General features: G+C 73.7%; 19 protein-coding genes and 1 tRNA gene. 8 read left to right on the forward strand and 12 right to left on the reverse strand.

Annotated features, from left to right (window positions below; genetic code table 11):
* Window positions 1-640: 640 nt before the first annotated feature.
* From FB455_RS25040 to FB455_RS25065, 6 genes are all read right to left on the reverse strand, one after another.
* Window positions 641-2,596: a VWA domain-containing protein gene (locus FB455_RS25040; RefSeq protein WP_145755078.1), complete on the reverse strand. Its 1,956-nt coding sequence runs from the start codon at window positions 2,594-2,596 to the stop codon at window positions 641-643.
* A 2-nt stretch (window positions 2,597-2,598) separates the two neighbouring features.
* Window positions 2,599-4,089: a magnesium chelatase ATPase subunit I gene (locus FB455_RS25045; RefSeq protein WP_145755079.1), complete on the reverse strand. Its 1,491-nt coding sequence runs from the start codon at window positions 4,087-4,089 to the stop codon at window positions 2,599-2,601.
* Between the two features lie 72 nt (window positions 4,090-4,161).
* Window positions 4,162-5,196 carry a hypothetical protein gene (locus tag FB455_RS25050; protein WP_145755080.1) on the reverse strand — a complete coding sequence of 345 codons (1,035 nt, stop codon included), beginning with the start codon at window positions 5,194-5,196 and terminating at the stop codon, window positions 4,162-4,164.
* Window positions 5,197-5,272: 76 nt separating this feature from the next.
* Window positions 5,273-5,923, reverse strand: coding sequence for a response regulator (locus tag FB455_RS25055; protein WP_013284244.1), 651 nt, complete (start codon window positions 5,921-5,923; stop codon window positions 5,273-5,275).
* Complete coding sequence (locus FB455_RS25060; protein WP_145755081.1) at window positions 5,920-7,161, reverse strand: sensor histidine kinase; 1,242 nt, start codon at window positions 7,159-7,161, stop codon at window positions 5,920-5,922. Before FB455_RS25060 ends, FB455_RS25055 begins: the two co-directional genes overlap by 4 nt.
* Window positions 7,162-7,224: 63 nt before the next feature.
* A complete protein-coding gene (locus tag FB455_RS25065) occupies window positions 7,225-8,193 on the reverse strand; it encodes an aldo/keto reductase (RefSeq protein ID WP_013284242.1) in 969 nt (322 codons plus the stop codon).
* A 57-nt stretch (window positions 8,194-8,250) separates the two neighbouring features.
* On the opposite strand from FB455_RS25065, the gene mgrA reads away from it, so the two are divergent.
* Window positions 8,251-9,240, forward strand: coding sequence for an L-glyceraldehyde 3-phosphate reductase (gene mgrA / locus FB455_RS25070; protein ID WP_145755082.1), 990 nt, complete (start codon window positions 8,251-8,253; stop codon window positions 9,238-9,240).
* 1 nt (window position 9,241) lies between these two features.
* Here the strand turns inward: mgrA and FB455_RS25075 are convergent, their stop codons facing one another.
* Window positions 9,242-10,138: a lytic polysaccharide monooxygenase auxiliary activity family 9 protein gene (locus tag FB455_RS25075; RefSeq protein WP_047894555.1), complete on the reverse strand. Its 897-nt coding sequence runs from the start codon at window positions 10,136-10,138 to the stop codon at window positions 9,242-9,244.
* A 155-nt stretch (window positions 10,139-10,293) separates the two neighbouring features.
* Here FB455_RS25075 and FB455_RS25080 point away from each other — a divergent pair, with 155 nt between their 5' ends.
* Together FB455_RS25080 and FB455_RS25085 are read left to right on the forward strand one after the other, a co-directional pair.
* Window positions 10,294-12,570, forward strand: coding sequence for a DUF4153 domain-containing protein (locus FB455_RS25080; protein ID WP_145755083.1), 2,277 nt, complete (start codon window positions 10,294-10,296; stop codon window positions 12,568-12,570).
* A gap of 154 nt (window positions 12,571-12,724) precedes the next feature.
* A complete protein-coding gene (locus tag FB455_RS25085; RefSeq protein WP_047893723.1) occupies window positions 12,725-13,792 on the forward strand; it encodes a glycerophosphodiester phosphodiesterase family protein in 1,068 nt (355 codons plus the stop codon).
* Between the two features lie 18 nt (window positions 13,793-13,810).
* Here the strand turns inward: FB455_RS25085 and FB455_RS25090 are convergent, their stop codons facing one another.
* Window positions 13,811-14,152: a VOC family protein gene (locus tag FB455_RS25090; protein WP_047893724.1), complete on the reverse strand. Its 342-nt coding sequence runs from the start codon at window positions 14,150-14,152 to the stop codon at window positions 13,811-13,813.
* Complete coding sequence (locus FB455_RS25095) at window positions 14,149-15,093, reverse strand: AraC family transcriptional regulator (RefSeq protein ID WP_145755084.1); 945 nt, start codon at window positions 15,091-15,093, stop codon at window positions 14,149-14,151. The genes FB455_RS25090 and FB455_RS25095 overlap by 4 nt, the downstream gene beginning before the upstream one ends.
* 70 nt (window positions 15,094-15,163) lie before the next feature.
* Here FB455_RS25095 and FB455_RS25100 point away from each other — a divergent pair, with 70 nt between their 5' ends.
* Window positions 15,164-15,646 (forward strand): anthrone oxygenase family protein, encoded by a 483-nt coding sequence (locus FB455_RS25100; RefSeq protein WP_145755085.1) that lies wholly within the window; start codon window positions 15,164-15,166, stop codon window positions 15,644-15,646.
* A 32-nt stretch (window positions 15,647-15,678) separates the two neighbouring features.
* On the opposite strand, the gene FB455_RS25105 is transcribed toward FB455_RS25100, so the two are convergent.
* On the reverse strand, window positions 15,679-16,077 hold the full coding sequence (locus FB455_RS25105; protein ID WP_013284234.1) for a VOC family protein: 399 nt from the start codon (window positions 16,075-16,077) through the stop codon (window positions 15,679-15,681).
* A gap of 73 nt (window positions 16,078-16,150) precedes the next feature.
* Here FB455_RS25105 and FB455_RS25110 point away from each other — a divergent pair, with 73 nt between their 5' ends.
* Window positions 16,151-16,765, forward strand: coding sequence for a TetR family transcriptional regulator (locus FB455_RS25110; RefSeq protein WP_091329948.1), 615 nt, complete (start codon window positions 16,151-16,153; stop codon window positions 16,763-16,765).
* A 74-nt stretch (window positions 16,766-16,839) separates the two neighbouring features.
* A complete protein-coding gene (locus FB455_RS25115) occupies window positions 16,840-16,971 on the forward strand; it encodes an integrase (protein ID WP_145755086.1) in 132 nt (43 codons plus the stop codon).
* A gap of 96 nt (window positions 16,972-17,067) precedes the next feature.
* On the opposite strand, the gene FB455_RS25120 is transcribed toward FB455_RS25115, so the two are convergent.
* Window positions 17,068-17,140, reverse strand: a tRNA-Ala gene (locus FB455_RS25120).
* A gap of 88 nt (window positions 17,141-17,228) precedes the next feature.
* On the reverse strand, window positions 17,229-17,819 hold the full coding sequence (locus FB455_RS25125) for a YqgE/AlgH family protein (protein ID WP_013284232.1): 591 nt from the start codon (window positions 17,817-17,819) through the stop codon (window positions 17,229-17,231).
* Window positions 17,820-17,968: 149 nt separating this feature from the next.
* Between FB455_RS25125 and FB455_RS25130 the strand changes: the two genes are divergently transcribed.
* Window positions 17,969-18,769, forward strand: a complete 801-nt coding sequence (locus FB455_RS25130) for an S-methyl-5'-thioadenosine phosphorylase (RefSeq protein WP_013284231.1) — start codon at window positions 17,969-17,971, stop codon at window positions 18,767-18,769.
* A 109-nt stretch (window positions 18,770-18,878) separates the two neighbouring features.
* A complete protein-coding gene (mdlC, locus tag FB455_RS25135; RefSeq protein WP_145755087.1) occupies window positions 18,879-20,471 on the forward strand; it encodes a benzoylformate decarboxylase in 1,593 nt (530 codons plus the stop codon).
* Window positions 20,472-20,473: the final 2 nt, after the last annotated feature.

The following is a 20,473-nucleotide window of genomic DNA, read 5'->3' on the forward strand; positions in this document are numbered from 1 at the left end:
CCGGGATGATTCCCCGCGGCTCATGTCGCCGGAACCGTACTCAACGACCAGCGGCCCCGGGGTGATTCCCAAGGCCTTGCAGATGCCACCCCACTCGCGGGGCGAGCCTTGCTCGGTCGTTCACCCGGTTACAACGCCACCCACCCGCCCGCGATTCCACCCCCAGAGTGCCACCCACCACCCCCGAACCAGACACACCCGCCCAGGTCAGCACGGATCGCACCACACGCACCCGCCCCCGCGCCGTCGATCATGAAGTTGACGCCGACAAACCCGACACCAAACACCGCCAACTTCATGATCGCCCCCGAGCCAGGCGGGCCGACCCGGGCGAGAGGACGGCACCCCGGATCACCTGCGCGATCTTGCGGTTCGAGCCCTTCGGGTGCCCCATTCGCGCGGTTTGCGGGGTACGAAAGTGCAAGATCGCGGATGCCCCGGGGGATCCTGGGCGGCTCTTGTGCCCGAGCTGGCGAGGACTCGCCAAGGCTCTAGGAGAGGCCCGCCGATTTTGGAGTCGTGGCACCTCGCGAACGCCGCAAGACGGGCATCATGGGCACCACAACTCCAAGATCGACGAGAGCGCGAGCGCGAGAGCGCGGGCGAGAGGACGCGCGGGCGCAGGCGCGCGGGCGCAAGCTCAGCGGCGGCCGTGGCGGGCGCGTAGGTAGTCGGAGACGACGTACTCGCCCAGGTCGTCCAGGTCCGGGGTGAACATCCGGCCACCCGAACGCCGCGCCACCGCGTCCACGAACCGGCGCAGCCCTGGATCGTCGCCCAGCATGAACAGGTTGAGCGTCGCGCCGTACCGGGTCAGCCGGTCCACCTCCCGGATCGTCGCCGAGATCGTCTCCGGCAGCGGCGGCCAGTGGAAGTACGCCTCGCCGTCCTCCGGGTCCAGGTGTGCTGTCGGCTCGCCGTCGGTGACCACCAGCACCACCGGCTCGGCACCCGGGTGGCGGCGCAGGTGCCGGCCGGCGATCCGCAGCGCGTGCTGGAGGTTGGTGCCCTGCTGCATGTCCGGCTCCACCGCCGCCAGCTCCTGCTGGGTGAGCGGCATCGCCTCCCGGCCGAAGCCGACGATCTGCAGCGCGTCCTGCGGGAACCGGGTCGCCATCAGGTGCGACAGGGCCAGCGCGGTCTGCTTCATCGGACCCCACCGGCCCTGCGAGATCATCGAGTACGACAGGTCGACGCACAGCACCACCGCCGCCGACGCCCGCCGTTCGGTCTCCACCACCTCGAAGTCCTCGACCGCGAGCGGCACCGGCACTCCGGGACCGGCCCGTCGCACCGCCCGGGTGAGCGTGCGCACCACGTCCAGCGGCTGTTCGTCGCCGTACTCCCAGGGGCGTGACGCCCCGCTCACCTCGCCTGCGGCGCCCGCCGTGCGCAGGTCGTGCTGGCCGCGCGGGCCGGCGGTCAGGTCGGAGAAGACGCGCCGCAGCGCAGTGCTCGCGAGCCGGCGCAGCGCCTTGGGGCTGAGCGTCAGCCCGTCCGCGTCGCGGGTGACCCAGCCCTGGCGGCGCAGTTCGCGCTCCAGCTCCTGCAACCGGCGTACGTCGTCGGCGGCGTCCCGGCCCAGCGTACGGGCGACGGCCTCCACGTCGACGTCGTCGAGCGTGGCGCCGGGCTGGTCCTGGTCGAGGGAGTCCAGCAGCTCGTCGAGTTCGGCGATCTCATCCAGCGCGCCGGTGGCCTCGCCGTAGCCGAGGGGCTGGTCGCCGCGGACCCGCTCGCCGCGCTGCCAGTTCATGTCCGGCCGCAGCGACCGCAGGTGCGCGTCGAGCTGGGACAGTTCACCGGAGAGCCGGTCGCCGAGCGACTGACGCATCAGCCCGGCGAGTTCCTCACGTTGCCGGTCCGACAGCGACCGCATGAGCCGCTCACCTGCGGCGGCCCGCCGGGCCAGTACGTCGATCAGCTCGTCGACGTCCCTGGGGCGTTCCGGGAAGAACTCGCCGTGGCGGCGCATGAACTCGGCGAACGCGTCGGTGGTGTCCTCGGAGCGGGCGTGCCGGGCGAGCAGGTCGTTGAGGTCGCGCATCATCTCGGCGAGCTGCCGCTGGACGGCCGGGTCGGCGGTGGCCCGGGCCGCGTCGCGCAGCCCGGCGAATCGCTGCTCCAGCACGTCGCCGCGCAGCCCGTCGAGGATCCGCTGGTACGTCTGCCGCGCCTCGGCGCTGACCCAGTCGTACTCGGAGAGCTCCGACACCGCGCGGGCGGTGGAGCGGGGCAGGTTGTCGAGCACGGCCTCGGCGAACCGGGCGTCGTCGCCGTCGCGGCCGCGCAGCTCGTCGCGTTCGGCGGCGAGCGCCTGGTCGAGCAGTGCCCGGGCCCGGGTGACGGCACCGTCGAGGTCGCCCCGGCGCAGCGCCTCCCGGCGCAGGCGGCGGGCGCGGGCGGCCAGGTCGTCGAGCCCGCCGCGCCCTTGCGGGCCGCGTCGCAGCAGCTCGCGCAGCGATTCGCGCAGGCTGCCGCCGGCGAGCACGTCCGAGCCGACCGCGTCCACAGCGGCGCGTACGTCGTACGGCGGGGCGAGCGGATCGGGTCCGCCGCGCCACTGCCCGTACCGGAAGCGGTTGCCGCCGGCCACTGTCAGTCCCGGTCCCCGTAGACGGTGCGCCCGGAGTCGGTGACGTCCTTGCCGAGCCGGCGGGTCAGGTGCAGCCCTTCCAGCACGAACTCGATGCCGGCGGCCGCCTCCTCCGGGCTGGGCGCGTCGCCGAGCCCGAGCCGGTCGAGCACCTTGGCCAGCCCCGGCACGGTGCCGACCTGGCGTAGCAGCTCGGACGAGGAGACCAGTTCGCCGGTCTCGACGGCGCCGCCCTCGGCGACGATCGCGGTGAAGCCGGACAGGTCCAGCCCGGCGAGCCGGGCGCGGAACGTCTCGGCGGTGGCGGTACGCAGCAGGTGCGCGAGCACCTCGATCTCGCGCCCCTCCTCGCCGCTTTCGAACTCGACCTTGCCGCGCAGGGTGGAGGTCACCGACACGGTGTCCCCGATCCGGGCCACAGGCGCCTCCGGCCGGGACGCCGGCCCGGCCGCCCCACCCGAGGCACCAGCGCCGGCAGAAGCACCGGCCAGCAGACCCGAACGACGCAACGCGGCGGCGGCCACCGTCTCCGCGGCGGCGATGGCGAACCGGGCGGACACACCGGAGCGCGGGTCGACCGACGGCGACTCCCTCACGTCGCGGGCGAACCGGGCCAGCACCTCCAGCACGTGCTCCGGCACGACGGCGACCAGGTCGGCCTCCTGCCGGATCAGCGCCAGCTCCAGGTCCAGGTCGAGCGGATAGTGGGTACGGATCTCCGCGCCGAACCGGTCCTTCAGCGGCGTGATGATCCGGCCCCGGTTGGTGTAGTCCTCCGGGTTGGCGCTGGCCACCAGCAGCAGGTCCAGCGGCAGCCGTAGCTGGTAGCCACGGACCTGGATGTCGCGTTCCTCCAGCACGTTGAGCAGCGCCACCTGGATGCGTTCGGCCAGGTCGGGCAGCTCGTTGACGGCGAAGACGCCCCGGTTGGTACGCGGTACGAGCCCGAAGTGGATGGTCTCCGGGTCACCGAGCGTGCGCCCCTGGGCGAGGCGGATCGGGTCGACGTCGCCGATCAGGTCACCGACGCTGGTGTCCGGCGTGGCGAGCTTCTCGCCGTACCGCATCGAGCGGTGCAGCCACCCGATCGCCAGGTCGTCGCCGGCCGAGTCGACGAGCGCCTGGGACGCCGGGGTGAGCGGGTGCATCGGGTGCTCGTTGAGTACCGAGCCGGGGATCACCGGGGTCCACTCGTCCAGCAGCGCGCCGAGCGAACGGATCAGCCGGGTCTTGCCCTGCCCGCGCTCGCCGAGCAGCACCATGTCGTGCCCGGCGAGCAGCGCGCGCTCGACCTCGGGCAGCACCGTGTCCTCGTAGCCCACGATGCCGGGGAAGCGGTCCTCGCCGGAGCCCATCCGGGCGAGGAGGTTGTCTCGGAGTTCCTGTTTGACCGTGCGGTAGCGGTGGCCGGTAGCGCGCAACTCGCCGAGCGTGCTCGGCAGGTCGGCAGGCGGGACCGGGGAAACCTGGTTGGGAGCGGTCACCCGATCCACGCTAGCTCAGAATTCGCGTACCGCCCGGGGGTCGGTCCCGCCCGTGCCGGGACCGATCCTCCGGGCGGCGTCTCAGGCGCGGCGTCGCAGGTGGTAGGCGTACGCGGCACCGGCCAGCGTGACCGCCCAGACCGGCCACAGCACCATCGGCAGGGCGGCGGCGTTGCCCTCCCTGATCAGCTCGGCGAACTGCGGCGCGGCGAGCAGGTCGAGGCTGGCCGCCAGCACGGCGAGCGCGACCAGCCCGGCCGGGATCACCGCGAGAAGCACCGGTACCCGCCGGCCCGCCAGCCCGGGCATCCAGCGCGGGAACCGCTCTCCCCAGCGGGCCACCAGTCCGAGCGTGAGCACCGCGCCGACCACGGCGAACGCGCCCAGCCCCGCGCCGGCCCAGATCGCACCGTCGGCCCGCATCTCGGCGAGCGTCTCCTGGGACATTCCCAGCGGGACGCCGGCCAGCCAGGCGAACCGGGTGAACGCGTAGAGCACCGGGACGACGGCCGCCGTCCACGTCGCCCACCGGCCCCACCGGGCGGCCGCAGCGGGCGCGGTCCAGCCCGGAGCGGACCCGTCGGCGATCCGGCGACGCCAGCGCAGCAGCGCGCCGGCCAGCAGCATCCCCCCGGCCAGGGCAGCCAGCCGGGCGAACAGCGGCCAGGTGAAGACGTCGGCGTAGTCCGCCGAGGGCCAGCCGAACGGCGCCCCGATGATCAGCATCGGCGCGTAGCCGAGCAGGGCGAGCACCCGCATCCCGGGCACCACCACCGCCAACGCGAGGGCGACGGTCGAGGCGTACCCGGTGATCAGCAGACGCACCGGGCGGGACTGCAGCCGGGCCGGGCCGGTCATGGCCAGGGCGGCGACGGCGCCGGTCAGCAGCACCGCCGCGAACAGCGGCGGGCCGACGGCGTCCGGCAGCAACTGGAGCAGGCCGGCGGCGTCCCCGCCGTGCGGGTCGTCCGTGCCGAACGGGTAGCCGGCGCCGGTGAGCGCCGACAGCAGGGCGAGCACGCCCCAGCCGCCGAGCCAGGCGGCGGCGAGCGGGGCGGCCGGGTCCAGCCGGGTGCGGGTGTCCCGGGGAGGTGCGGAGGTGATGGTCGTCGTCATGCCCTCAGCCTGGACCGGCCGGGCGCGCGTTCCATCCCGCCACGGGGTGGACCCGCTCCCCCACGGGAGGGACCGATCAGCCGGCCGGGATCACGAAGCCCGACTCGTAGGCGGCGACCACCGCCTGGGTCCGGTCCCGGACCCCGAGCTTGGCCAGCACGTTCCCGACGTGCGTCTTCACCGTCTCGACGCCGACGACCAGCCGGGCGGCGATCTCCGGATTGGACAGGCCGGCGGCCATCAGCCGCAGCACCTCGGCCTCGCGCTCGGTCAGGCGCGCGGCGCGAAGCCGGTCGCCGTCGCGCCGCCCGTACGTGTCGACGAGCTGCCGGATGGCGGCCGGAAACAGCAGCGAATCCCCGGCCGCCACCACCCGGATCGCCTGCACCACCTCGGCCGGGCGGGCCCGTTTGAGGAGGAAACCGGCTGCCCCGGCGCGCAGCGCCTCGTAGACGTACTCGTCGTTGGCGAACGTGGTGACCACCAGGACCCGGGGCGGGTCGGCGGAGGCGGCGAGCAACCGGCGGGTGGCCTGGATGCCGTCGATGGCCGGCATCCGCACGTCCATCAGCACCACCCGCGGTCGCAGCTTCGCGACCAGCGGCGGCACCTGGGCCCCGTCCGCCGCCTCGCCGACGACACGCAGGTCCGGCTGGGCGTCCACGATCGCCCGCAGGCCGACCCGGATCAGTTCGTCGTCGTCGACGATCAGCACGTCGATGGTCACCGGACCTCCCCTCTCGGCACCGGCAGGGTGGCCCGGACGCGCCAGCGATCCCCGTCGGGGCCGGCGTCCAGCCGGCCGCCCAGCAGCAGCACCCGCTCCCGCATGCCGTCGAGCCCGCGCCCGCCGCGGGCCGGCCCGGCGGCGCCACGCACGCTGTTGACGAGCTCGATCGCCAGCCCTTCCGGGGGTACGGCGACTCGCAGCGCGACCGGTCCACGGCCGTGCCGGGCGGCGTTCGTCAGCCCTTCCTGGACGATGCGGTAGCCCTCGCGGGACACCACGGCGGGCAGCGCGTCGAGCGCCCCGTCGACGCGGGACTCGACGTCCAGCCCGGCGGCGCGGGCCGCGGCGACCAGCCGGTCGAGTCCGGCGAGCGTGGACTGCGGCGCGGGTGCCGTCGCGGCGCCGGCCTCGCGGAGCAACCCGAGGACGTGGTCCAGGTCGTCCATGGCACGGCGGCTGGTCTCCTCGATGGCCGTCAGGGCCCGCCGGCTGAACTCGGGGTCGGTGTCGAGCAGTTCCCGCGCGGCGCCGGCCTGGAGGGTCGCCACGGTCAGGGCGTGGCCGACCGAGTCGTGCAGTTCCCGGGCCAGCCGGTTGCGTTCGGCCAGCCGTACCGCGTGGGCCTCCAGCGCGGCGATCCGCTCGGCCTGGGCCGGGCCGAGCAGCACCGGCGCCATCGAGGCGGCGAGCGCGCCCAGGCCGGCCACGGCGTAGCCGAGTCCGGCCAGCACGGCCAGGCCGGCCAGCCCGGCATGGACCGGGTGCGCCGGGTCGACGGGGCCGAACCGCTGGTCCGCCACGGCGCCGGTGTCCATCCCGGCCAGGCCGGCGACGAAAACCAGCGCCATCGGGAACGCGCTGATCGCGGCGAACCACACCACCGCGCCGGTGCCCAGGTGCAGGGCGATCCAGAGTGCGGCGCGCAGCCGGGTCTCCCGGTCGATCCGGTGCCCGGGCGCGGGCTCCGGCAGGTCGACGGCGAGCAGCGCCCGGGCGGCGGCGATCTCCAGCGCCCGGCTGCCGGCCAGGAACACCGGCACCACGGCGAGCCCGGCGGCCACCAGCAGCAGGCCGAGCACGAGCGGGCGGGGCGCTGTCGCGTTCCCCAGCATCTGCGCGAAGACCACCGCCAGCAAGGCGTACGGCAGGGCGAGCACGCCACCGAGGAGCAGGAACACGGCGCGGCGCCAGGTGCTGGCGCGCACCAGCGGCGCGAACACCCCCCGGACCGTCACCCGGTCATTGTCCGCCCCGTCGTACCGGTCCGGCTCCCCCGTGCCGGGGAGATTCCGGCCGGCTCACCCGCCCAGGCGGGCGCGGACCATCCGGGGTACGGCGGCCAGCCCGGTGACCGGGCGGAACGCGTGTGCGGCGGCGACCAGTGCGGCGTACTCGTCGTCGGCGAGGTCGATCTCGGCGGCGGCGGCGTTGCGTTCCATCTGCTCGACCCCGGAGGCACCCGGGATGGCCACCACGTTCGGGTGCCGCAGCACGTACGCGAGCGCGATCTGGCTCGGCGTGGCGTCGTGCGCGTCGGCGACCTCGCGCAGCGTGGCGATCAGCGCGGTGCCGCGTTCCAGGTTCTCCGGCAGGAAGTACGGGTTGGCCCGGCGTACCGCCCCGGCGGGCGGGTTCGTGGCGTCGTAGCGGCCGGAGAGGAAACCCTGCGCCAGCGGCGAGTACGCGATGACGATCCGGCCGGCCTGCTCCGCGTACGGGATGAGGTCTTCCTCGGGGCCGCGGTCGATCATGCTGTAGCGGACCTGGTTGCTCAGCACCCGGCGGCCCAGCGCAGCCTCAGCGAACCGCCACCGGCGCAGGCCGTAGTTGCTGACGCCGACCTCGCCGACCAGCCCGACGTCCTGCAGGGAGCGCATGCCGCGCATGGTGGTGGTGTCGGCGACCACCGGGTTGGCCTGGTGCACCTGGTAGAGGTCGATGCCGTCGACGCCGAGCCGGGCGGCGGAGGCGACAGCGCGCTGCTGCACCACCGGGGCGACCGGCAGCAACGGGAAGATCTTGGTGGCGACCACGACCTTGGCCCGGTCGTCGCCCAGGGCCGCGCCGAGGATGCGCTCGCTGCGGCCGAAGCCGTACAGCTCGGCGGTGTCGAACAGGGTGACGCCAAGGTCGAGCGCCCGCCGGACGATCTCGGCGGCGCGGCGCTCGTACTCGGGGCCGTAGCCCCACTCCTTGGAGCCGAACTGCCAGGTGCCGAGGCCGATCTTGGAGATGGGCTTGGGGGTGTCGAGCCGCACGTAACGCATGAGGCCGAACGTACCCGGGCTGCTGCGTGCGCACTCCGGTCCGGACAGAATGGCCTGGTGACCTACCTCGCCAGCGACGACCGTTACCACGAGATGATCTACCGGCGCACCGGCCGGAGCGGGCTGAAGCTGCCTGTCATCTCCCTCGGCCTGTGGCACAACTTCGGACCGGACCGCCCCTTCGAGCGGCAGCGCGACATCGTCCGCCGCGCCTTCGACCTCGGCATCACCCACTTCGACCTGGCGAACAACTACGGCCCGCCGCCCGGTTCGGCGGAGGAGAACTTCGGCCGGCTGCTCGCCACCGACCTGAAGCCGTACCGGGACGAGCTGGTGATCTCCAGCAAGGCCGGTTATCTGATGTGGCCCGGCCCGTACGGCGAGTGGGGTTCGCGCAAGTACCTGATCTCGTCGCTGGACCAGTCGCTGCGCCGCCTCGGGCTGGACTACGTCGACGTCTTCTACTCGCACCGGTTCGACCCGGAGACTCCGCTGGAGGAGACGATGGGCGCGCTCGACGCGATCGTGCGCTCCGGCAAGGCGCTCTACGTCGGCATCTCCAACTACGACTCGGAGCAGACCGAGCGGGCCGCGGCGATCCTCCACGACCTGGGCACGCCGCTGCTGATCAACCAGCCGTCGTACTCGATGATGAACCGCTGGACGGAGAGCGACGGCCTGCTGGACACGCTGGAGCGCGTCGGCGCCGGCTGCATCGCCTACAGCCCGCTCGCCCAGGGCCTGCTCACCGACCGTTACCTGAAGGGCATCCCGGCCGACTCCCGGGTGCGCACGAGCGTCTTCCTGAACGAGAGCGACCTCGACGAGGAGACGATGGCGACGGTCCGGGGGCTCGCCGCGGTGGCGCAGCGGCGCGGGCAGACCCTGGCCCAGCTCGCCCTGGCGTGGGCGCTGCGCGACCCGCGCATGACCAGCCTCATCATCGGCGCGAGCAGCGTCGGGCAGCTGGAGGGCAACGTGGCCGCGTTGAACAACCTCGACCTCGCCGGGGACGACCTGGCCGAGATCGAGCGCCTGCTCGGCTGAATCACCAGATGCGGCGCCGCCCGGCGCGGTGGTTGCGGACACCGCACGGCCGCCCGGGCGGCGGCCCGCCGGTCCGTCGCAGTCCGACCACCGCCGCCGCGAGCAGCGCGACGACGAGCGCCGCCGCGCCGACCAGGAGCGGCCGGGACAGCGGTCCGCCGTCGGTCACCGTCGCGACCGGCACCGCCGGCTCGTCGTCGGCCGCCGGAACGGCGAGGGTACGCGGAGGCGACGCGCTCGCCTTCGGCGCTGCCGGTGACGCGTCCGACGCACCGCGTGCCGCCCGGAAGATCACGTCCGAGCAGGAGTAGTACGTGTCCTGGGTGTCCGAGTTCTGCCAGATCACATAGACGATGTGCCGGCCGCTACGGTCGGCCGGCAGCCGCCCCCGCATCTCGTACGCGCCCGCGCGGATCGGCGGGTCGGTGACCTGAAGGAACGGCTTCTCCTCCAGATCCGCCCAGGTCAGCGAGCGCCGAGGCGAGTACGAGCCGGTGGTGACGTAGTACCGGAACGTGCCCCGGTGCGGAATGGTGGTGCGGTAGCGGAACGTGTGCCGGGCCCCGGCCGTGAGCGTGGTGGCTGGCCAGTCGGCGCGCGCCAGGTCCAGTCCCCGGTACGCGGACAGCCCGCCGCTGCACAGCTCCCCGTCCGGGATGCGTTCCCGGTCCCGCCCGTCGATCCGCGCCACCCGGATGTTGTCCCACTCGCGTACCGCCGCTCCGGCGGCGACCGCGGCCCGGCAGGCGGGCGTCTGCGCCCGGCCACCCTCGGGCCCGCACGCGGCGGCCCGGCTCAGCGGGCTGGTCGGCGCACCGTGCGCCGCGGCCGGCGCGGCGGTCAGCGGCACCGTCGCGGCGACGGCGGCGAGCGCGGCGAGCGCGCGACGTGCGGCCATGTGATCGACCTCCCGCGCACTGGTACGGCCGCGAGCCGCCAAAGGTTCGATCCGCGCCGATCGGCCGGGGCGGCATGACCGAACGGACAACCGGGGCGGCGACGGACACCTGATGGGCCCTACAGTGACGAAACCCTGTGATCGAGGAGCGTCCCTTGTCCGAGCCGGCCCCGTCCCCCGAGCCGTCCCGCGCCGCCCCCGCGGCCGGGCCCGCGCCGGGCGACGTCCCCGCCCCCGCACAGCCGTACCTGCTGGTCCTGCCCACGATGGAGCGCGCTCCCGTGCCCTGGCCGGGCGCCGAGGGGCAGCCCGGCTGGGCGATTCCGGTCACCGTGCCACCCGGCACCCAGGGGTACGCGTTGTTCGTCCCGCTGGTCCCGGCGACCGGCCAGCAGACGGCGACCGGCCAGCCTGCGGCGGCGGTGCCCGCCCAGGCCACAGCGCCCGCCGCCGAGCACTCCCCCGTGGAGGGCGCCGCCCCCGCCGCCGCACCGGCCGACCGGCCGGCGAGCGGAGAGGCTGTCGCTGCCTCACCGGACGCGGCTTCGGCCACTACCCAGGCGGCCGGCTCGAAGCCGTCCGTCGCGAGCGCCGACGCAGCGGGGGCGGCCACGGCCGGCTCCGGTGAGGCCGGCGCGCGTCCCGGCGACGGCGCTCCGCAGACGGCCACTTCCGCGACCTCAGACCCGGCGGGGGCCTCGCAGACGCCTGCCGCTCCCGCGGGCACGCAGCCGGCCTCCGGGTCATGGGCAGCGCCGGGCACGCAGCCGGCCTCCGGGCCGCCGCCCGCGCCGGGTGCGCAACGTGCTCCGGGCACGCCGCCTCCGCACGGCGGTGGGCCGGTGCCCGCGCCGCCGTACCCCGGAATGGGGTGGAGCGGGCACCCCCAGGCGCCGACGTGGGCGCCGCGACCACAGGTGCCGCGGACCTCGTTCCTCGGCGCGCGGTGGCCCGGCCCGAAGGCGGCGACCGGGCGGGCCGTGCCGCTCGCGGTGCTGGCCGCCGCGGTCGGCAGCGCGGTCTTCGTGCCGCTGGGCCGCGTCGGCGTCGGCTGGTTCCTGGGGTGGCTCACGCTCACGCTCGCGGTGGTGCTGGCGGTCCGGTCGAGGACCGCGGAGCTGCCGCGCGCCGACAAGCTCATCCGGGCCGGGTGGGCGGCGGCCGCGCTGGCCCTGATCGCCGTGCCGGCGTTCCGCAACGCCTGGTGGCTCGTGACGTTCTGCGTGCTCGGCGCGCTCGGCTGCGCCACCCTCGCGATCATCGGCGGGCGGCTGGTGCGCTCGGTCCTGTTCGGCCTGGTGGCGACGCCGTTCGCGGCGTTGCGCGGCCTGCCGTGGGTACGCCGGCACATCACCGCCTCGCCGCAGGAGGCGACGGTACGCAAGGTGACCGTCTCGGTGGTCGCCACGGTCGTGGTGCTCGTGGTCTTCGGCAGCCTGCTCGCGTCGGCCGACGCGGCGTTCTCCGAGGCGCTCGGCTCGCTCGTCCCCGAGATCAACCTCGGTACGGTGTTCGGCTGGGTGTTCCTCGCAGTGGTGGGCGGGCTGATCGCTGTCGCCGCGCTCTACACGCTCGCCGCGCCGCCCGACCTGTCCACAGTGGATCGCGAGGGTGAGCGCCGTCTCGGCCTGCTGGAGTGGGCCCCGGCCATCGGCGCGCTCACGCTGCTGTTCGCCGGGTTCGTGGTGGTGCAGTTCACCACGCTCTTCGGCGGGCAGCAGCACGTGCAGCGGGTCGCCGGGCTCAGCTACGCCGAGTACGCGCGCAGCGGCTTCTGGCAACTGCTCTTCGTCACGCTGCTGACCGTGGCGGTGCTCGGCGGGGTGAGCCGCTGGGCACGCCGGGAGCGGCCGGTCGAGCGGATCATGCTGCGCGTGCTGCTCGGGCTGATCAGCGCGCTGAGCGTGGTGATCGTGGCGTCGGCGCTGTCCCGGATGTGGACGTACCAGAAGGTCTACAGCTTCACCGGCGAGCGGATCTTCGTGATGGCGTTCGAGATGCTGCTCGGCACGGTCTTCCTGATGATCATCGCGGCCGGCGTCAAATGGCGGGGCCGGTGGATTCCCGGCACCACGCTCGCGCTGGCCGTGGCGATGCTGCTCGGCCTGGCCGTGCTCAACCCGGAGGACTACGTCGCCCGCCGCAACACGCTGCGGTACGAGCAGACCGGCAAGATCGACGCCTGGTACCTGCGGGCGTTGTCCGCCGACGCCACGCCGGCGCTCGCCAAGCTCCCCGACCCGGTACGCCGGTGCACGCTGAGCTGGATCGCCGACGACCTCGCCGAGCCCGACCCCTGGTACGCCTGGAACCTGGGCCGCCAGCGCGCCCGTAAGGCCCTCGACGAGGTCGGCCCGAAGGCGATCGGCGGCCCGAAGGACTGCCGCCGGGCCGACCAGTTCGACCTGCCGAAGACACGGCGTCCCCGCTGACGTCGTGGGCCGGGCCGCGGACCACCGCGGCCCGGCCCACCGGCAGCCGTCCGGCGACCGTTCATCCGCTCCTCACCTCGACGCCACGGCGGGCACCGACTCCGCACCTAGCTTCGGCTGCGCGAACGACAACCGAGGTAGCGGAGGTTTCTCCATGTCCACCCGTCAGCTCGTGACGGCACTCGTCGCCGGCGCGGTGCTCGCCGTGCCGGGCGTCGCCCACGCAGGTCCGGCCGACCGTCCCGGCGTACCGCCGCAGCGGACCCACTTCGACCTTCAGGCCCACCGCGGCGGCATCGGGATGACCACCGAGGAGACGCTCGCCGGGTTCGCCAAGGCGATGCGCCTCGGCGTCACCACGTTGGAGCTGGACACCCAGGTCACCCGGGACGAGAAGGTGGTAGTCACGCACGACCGGCAGGTCAGCGCGCAGAAGTGCCGCGACACCGCCCCGGTGCGGCCCGGCGACCCGGCCTACCCGTACGTCGGGAAGTACATCAAGGACCTCACGCTCGCGCAGATCAGGACCATGGACTGCGGCTACCAGCAGTTGCCCGGCTTCCCCGAGCAGGAGCAGATCGCCGGTGTCCGGATGGCCGAGCTGCGCGACGTGCTCGACCTGGTGAAGCGCTACCGCGCGCACGGGATCACGCTCAACATCGAGACCAAGGTGGAGGCGGGCGCGCCCGAGCAGACCGCGCCGCGTGAGCTGTTCGTCCGGCGGGTCTTCGAGGAGATCCGGCGCTCGGGCATCGAGCGGCAGGTCACCATCCAGTCCTTCGACTGGGGCGCGCTGCGGGAGATGCACCGGCTCGCGCCGCGCTGGCCGCTCGTGGCGCTGACGAACTACGACTTCCTCCAGGTCGGCAAGCCGGGCGCGTCGCCGTGGCTGGGCGGGCTGGACGTGGACGACTTCGGTGGCGACTTCGTCCGGGCCGCCGCCGCGACCCCTGGCGTGACCGCGCTGTCGCCGAACTACGGGTTCCCGCAGAACGGCACGATCGCCGACCCGAACTTCCGCTTCTACCCGGACCGCCGGATGATCGCCGACGCGCACGCACGAGGGCTCAAGGTCATCCCCTGGACCTGCGACGACATGCCCACAGTGGCGGCGCTCATGGACATGGGCGTCGACGGGATCATCACCGACTACCCGAACCGGGTGCGGCAGCTCATGGCCGAACGCGGGATGCGGTTGCCGAAGGCGTACCGGGCGCGCTGAGGTCCGGCGGCGGCCCGGTCAGGCCGGGCCGCCGCCGAAGCCGATCTCGTTGCCGTCCGGGTCGTGGAAGATCACCTTCCGGACCCCGTTGTCGTAGGTCTCCTGCGCGGTCGGCGTCAGACCCCGGGCGGCGATCGCCGCGACGCGGGAGTCGAGGTCGTCGACGAAGACCGTCTGCATGGCGTGACCGGCGTGCTCGGGCCGTACGTCGACGTAGAGGTAACGGTGCTCGGCCAGCTCCCACACCGCCTCGCTGTCGTCGGGCCGGAACTGCGGCGGTGCGCCGAACAGCCGCTCGTACCAGTCCGTCGCCACCGCGAGATCCCGGACCGGGACGCCGGCGAACAGGTCGACAGTCATCCGGCCAATCTATCCGGGTCGACGTGCCGGCGCGGGCTCACGCCGTACCGGCGTTTGAACGCCGCACTCAGGGCGAAGGAACTGCCGTAGCCGACCCGCCGGGCCACCGCGCCGACTGTGGCGCCGGGCTCGCGGAGCAGATCGGCCGCGAGCGCCAGCCGCCAGCCCGTCAGGTACGCCATGGGCGGCTCGCCGGCCAGCGCGGTGAACCGCCGGGCCAGCGCCGCCCGCGACATCCCCACCTCCGCGGCGAGCGACGCCACCGTCCACGGCCGGGCCGGGTCGTCGTGCAGCATGCGCAGCGCGCGGCCGACCACCGGATCGGCGTACGCCCGGTACCAGGCGGGCGCGGCGGCGCCGGGCCGGGCGAACCACTCCCGCAGCGCGGCGATGAGCAGCAGGTCGAGCAGGCGATCGAGCACCGCCTCCTGGCCGGGGTCGTCCTTGACGATCTCGGCGGCCAGCAGCGGCACCAGCGGCGTGTCCCACGACTCGCGCCGCACCACCGCGAGCGGCGGCAGCGCGTCCAGCAGCCGCCGCCCCACAGTGCCCCGCACCGGGTACGTGCCGGTGAGCAGCACGGTCCGGCCGTCCGGCCCGTTGCCCCAGGTGCGTACGCCCCACCGCGTCATCGCGAACAGCTCGCGCCCGTCGGGAGTGGTGCAGTGCTGGCCCGGGTGCACGACCACCTGCGGCGCCGTGGCCGGGTCGTCCGCCACCGTGTACGGGGCTGGACCGCGCACGATCGCCACGTCACCCTCGGTCAGCCGCGCGGCCTCGCCCTCCTCCGGCACGATACAGCCGTCGCCCCGCACCACGGCGACGAGCGTGAGCGGCGCCTCGTCCCGGATCAGCATCGACCAGGGCGGGGTGAGGATCGAACGCAGCAGGAAGGCGCCCCGCGCACGGGGACCGTCGAGCAGACCGGAGACGGCGTCCACGAGACGATTGAACACAGGATCGCGCGTCCTGACCATGGGCCGTCTCACCGCGCGGCGGTTCGATGAGGACATGCGACTCGTACAACTGACGCTGGCCGGCGCCGCAGTCGGGGCCGGGCTGATGGCGGGCCTGTTCGCCGCATTCGCGTACGCGGTGATGCCGGCGCTGCGCGGCACGGACGACCGCACGTTCGTCGACGCGATGCAGCGCATCAACGTCACCATCGTCAACGGCTGGTTCCTGCTGGCCTTCCTGGGTACGCCGGTGCTGGCCGCGCTCGCGGCGGTGCTGGCGTGGCGCGGGGCGGCCCGGCCGGCGCTGCCGTGGATCGTCGCCGGGCTCGCTCTGTACCTGGTGATGTTCGTCGTCACCGTGGCGGTGAACGTGCCGTTGAACGACGCGCTCGCGGCGGCTGGTTCCGCCGATCTCGCTGCGGCTCGGGAGCGCTTCGAGTCCGCCTGGGTCACCTGGAACGTGGTCCGGACGCTGGCGAGCACGGCCGGGTTCGGCGCGCTGTGCTGGGCGCTGGTGCTCGCGGGCCGCGCCGTTTGAGCGCCGTTTGAGCGCCGTTTGCCTGCGAGATGCTAGGAGATGAACCTGTCCGCGTACTCCTCCGCAGGTTCCACGTTGGTGATGACGTCGATCAGGACACCGTCCGGGCCGGCGAGGATGAAGTGCCGCTGTCCGAACTCTTCGGTCCGGACGGGAAGCACGACCTCCAGGTGCCGCAGGCGCTCCCACTCGGCGTCGACATCGTCCACCTCCAGGTTGAGCAGCATCCCACTGGCGACCGGCCCGCGGTAGGCCGCCGGGATCGTCTCGTGGCTGCTGTCCAGCACCGCCAGTTCCCAATTGTCGCGGCGCAGGCTCACGTACCACTCCGTCTCGAAGGTCGGCTGGAACCCGAAGTGCTCGCGGTAGAAGGCCGCAGCCGAGGTCACGTCGGTCGTCATGAGGACCGGGTACGAGCTGGCGAGTGTCATGGCGAACTCCTTTACATACACTGTGCAGGTAAAGGAATATACATACACGGAGCATGTAAAGGAAGAGTGCGGCATGGCGCGAGCCACCAAGGAGCAGAGCGAGATCACCGGCCGGCGCATCCGGGACGTCGCGACTGCCCTGTTCGCCGAACGCGGCTACACGGCCGTCCGCCTGGAGGAGGTGGCCGCCGCAGCCCAGGTCACCAGGGGTGCGGTCTACCATCACTACCGCAACAAGCAGCACCTGTTCGAAGCCGTCGCAGCCGCCGCGCAACAGCGGGTCGCCGCTGCGGTCGCCGGCGCTGCCGAAGCGGTCGCCGATCCATGGGACGGCCTGGTCGCCGGCTGCCGGGCGTTCCTCACCGCCAGTGTCGACGACACACACCGGCGGATCCTGCTGGTCGACGCGCCCGCGGTGATGGGTTGGCGCACGTGGCGCAGCCAGGACGCGGCCGCTTCCGGGCACCACCTGGCCGAGGCGGTGGCCACGCTGGCAGCAGCCGGGCACCTTGAGGTCAACTCGCCCGAGGCAACTGCCACCTTGCTCTCCGGCGCGATGAACGAGGCAGTGCTACGGATCGCCGAAGCCCCGGACCGGGACGCCGCATTGGTCGAGACGTGGCCCGATCTGCTGCGCCTGCTTCAGTGCCTCCGCGGGCCGCGCACCGCACCCGTCCGGCACGGTTAGCTGGTGGTGCGGCCTTCGAAGGTGACACCGGCAGCACACGGTCAGCACAGAGCGGCGCGACGCTCAAAGAACTGATGGCGCGCATCGGCCATTCGAGCACCCGGGCAGCGATGATCTACCAGCACGCGACCCGTGACCGCGATCACGCCATCACCGCCGCGTTGGACGCCCTGATCGAAGAGGCGCGAGGCAAGCTCAGCGCCTGATCTGGCACGGGTCTGGCACATTGCGACCCGAGAGATCGATGAATAACAAAAGCCCTGGTGGGAGGCATTGTCTCTCACCAGGGCTTTTCGCTTGGGTGGAGCCGAGGGGACTCGAACCCCTGACCCCCACACTGCCAGTGTGGTGCGCTACCAGCTGCGCCACGGCCCCTTGCGGTCGTCCCCGGTCGCCCGGGCACGGAGAGAACTATACACACGCCGCCCGGCATGGTCATCTCGCGGGGTCACCCGCACCCGGCTCAGTTCAGCGCCACGTCCGGCGGGAAGTGGGCCACCGCGGCCAGCATGCCGCCCTGCCTGCGCAGCACCATCGGCCAGAGATCATCCGGCCGGTCGACGAAGGCGTCGCCGGGCAGCGCGTCGAACACGAACCAGGAGCCCTCCTCGATCTCGCGCTCCACCTGCCCGGCACCCCAGCCGGAGTAGCCGGCGAACACCCGGATGCCGCCGATGGCCTCGCGCAGCTTCTCCGGGTCGACCGAGAGGTCGATGGTGCCGACCGCGCCGGAGACGCGGTGGAAGCCTTTGACCGGCCGGACGGGGTGCCGCATCCGGGCCAGGCAGATGGCGGAGTCGGGCTGCACCGGGCCGCCCTCGAACAGCACGGCCGGGTCGCGGGCGAGGTCGCTCCAGTCGCCGAGCACGTCGGCCACGGAGACCTCGGTGGCCCGGTTCAGCACCACCCCGAGGGCGCCGCCGGGTTCGTGGGCGACGAGCAGCACGACCGTACGGTCGAAGTTCGGATCCTTGAGCCCTGGTGTCGCGACCAGCAGTCGTCCGGTCATCGACTCCATGGCTCGGCCACCGATCGCCTGCCCCTCACTCTGCATGTCCGACACCCGTCAGCCGTGCGCCCGTACGGGCCCGAGGCCGTCGACCGTCCACCCTGTCAACGCCATGTCACGCACCATAGCCTGCGTCCGGCCCGCTGGTTAAGGTCTGACGGGCGGGTGATCACGACGGATCGAGGGAGGGCCGGATGGCGGCGCAGGCCGAACTGGCGGTGATCGGCGGGTCGGGGCTCTACGCCCTGCTCGACGGGGTGGAACACGTGGTGGACACCCCGTACGGCGAGCCGTCGGGCCCGATCACGGTCGCCGAGGTGGGCGGTCGCCGGGTGGCGTTCCTGCCCCGGCACGGGCGCGATCACCGGTACCCGCCGCACCTGATCCCGTACCGGGCCAACCTGTGGGCGCTGCGGTCGCTCGGCGTACGCCAGGTGCTGGCGCCCTGTGCGGTGGGTGGCCTGCGGCCGGAGCTGGGGCCGGGGACGTTCGTGGTGCCGGATCAGTTGATCGACCGCACCAGCGGGCGCGCGCAGACCTACTACGACAGGGGCGCGGTGCACGTGTCGTTCGCCGACCCGTACTGCCCGGCGGGGCGGCGCACGCTGCTGGACACGGCGGCCGGTCGGGGCGTGCCGGCGGTGGACGGCGGGACCGTCGTCGTGGTCGAGGGTCCGCGCTTCTCGACCCGGGCGGAGTCGCGCTGGTTCGCCTCGATGGGCGGCACGATCGTCAACATGACCGGCCACCCGGAGGCGGTGCTGGCCCGCGAGCTGGCGCTCTGCTACACGTCGATCGCGCTGGTGACGGACCTGGACGCGGGGGTCGAGGCGGGCGAGTCGGTCACCCACGAGGAGGTGTTCCGCGTCTTCGCGGAGAACACGGACCGGCTGCGCGGGCTGCTGCTGGACGCCGTGGCGGCGCTGCCCACCGAGCGGGAGTGCGAGTGCGGAAGCGCCCTGGACGGGATCAAGCTGCCGTTCCCGCTGCCCTGAGCGCGGGAAGCGCCCGAAAAGTCGCCTTCGGCCCGATAGATTCGGCTGGTCGGGAGACTGGGCACCGGGCCGGCTCCGGCATCCGCGTGCGGAACGGAGGCAGCCGGCGATGGCGACGGTGCGGGAGGCGACCTACGACCTGCTGCGCGCGCTCGGCCTGACCACCGTCTTCGGCAACCCCGGCTCGACCGAGGAGCCGTTCCTCCAGCACTTCCCGGACGACTTCCACTACGTGCACGCGCTCCAGGAGGCGTCGGCGGTCGCGATGGCCGACGGCTACGCCCAGGGCACCGGCCGGCCCGCGCACGTCAACCTGCACACCGCGCCGGGCACCGGCAACGGCATGGGCAACCTGGTCACCGCCTGGCACAACCGGACCCCGCTGATCGTCAGCGCCGGCCAGCAGACCCGCGAGATGCTGCTGATCGAGCCACGCCTGGCCAGCCCCCGGGCGGTCGAGCTGGCCCAGCCGTACGTCAAGTGGGCCCACGAGCCGGCCCGCGCGCAGGACATCCCGGCGGCCTTCATGCGGGCGTACGCCTCGGCGGTGCAACCACCCGCCGGGCCGGTCTTCCTCTCCCTGCCGATGGACGACTGGGACCGTCCGGCCGACCCGCCGCCGCAGGTGCGTACCGTCGCCACCCGGATCGCGCCGGACCCGGACCGGCTGCGGAGCTTCGCCGGCGCGCTGGCCGCCGCCCGCGCCCCGGCGCTGGTGCTCGGCGCGGCGGTGGACCGGTCGGACGCCTGGCCGGACGCGGTCGCGCTGGCCGAACACCTGGCCGCCCCGGTCTGGGCCGCCCCGGCGCCGGAGCGCGCCGTGTTCCCGGAGCGCCACCCGCACTTCCGGGGCGTGCTGCCGTACGCGATCGGGCCGCTGTCGGAGGCGCTGCGCGGCCACGACGTGGTGCTGGTGGTGGGCGCGCCGGTGTTCCGCTACTACCCGCACGTGCCGGGCGACTACCTGCCCGGTGACGCGCGGCTGCTGCACGTCACCGACGACCCGGACGAGGCGGCCCGCGCTCCGGTCGGGGAGAGCCTGCTCGGCGACGCCGGGCTGACCATGGCCGCGCTGTGCGAGCTGCTGCCGCCGACCGACCGGGCGGCGCCGTCACCGCGCCCGCAGCCGGCCCTGCCGGAGCCGGCCGACCCGCCGAGCGCCGACGCGCTGTTCGCCGCGCTCGCCGCCGCGTGGCCGGCGGACGGGGTGCTGGTGCAGGAGTCGCCGTCCAACCTGGCCGCGCTGCGCCGCCGGCTGCCGATCGAGCGGCCCCGCTCGTACCTGACGATGGCCAGCGGTGGCCTCGGCTTCGGGCTGCCGGCGGCGGTCGGCATGGCGCTCGCCGAACGCGACACCGGGCGTGGCCGCCCGGTCGTCGCGGTGGTCGGCGACGGCTCGTTCCACTACTCGGTCCAGGCGTTGTGGACGGCGGCGCGGCTGCGGCTGCCACTCGCCGTCGTGGTCCCGGTGAATCAGCAGTACGCGATCCTCAAGGCGTTCGCCGAGCTGAAGCACACCCCTGGTGTGCCCGCGCTGGACCTGCCCGGGCTGGATGTGACGGCGGTGGCGCACGGCTACGGCTGCGCCGGTGAGGTGACCACGCCGGACGGGCTCGGTGCGGCGCTCGCCGCCGCGCTCGCCGCGGACCGGCCGACGGTGCTGCCGGTGCCGATCAGCACCGACGTGCCGCGGATCCTGTGAGT

The organism is Micromonospora sp. CNZ296, assembly GCF_007827635.1.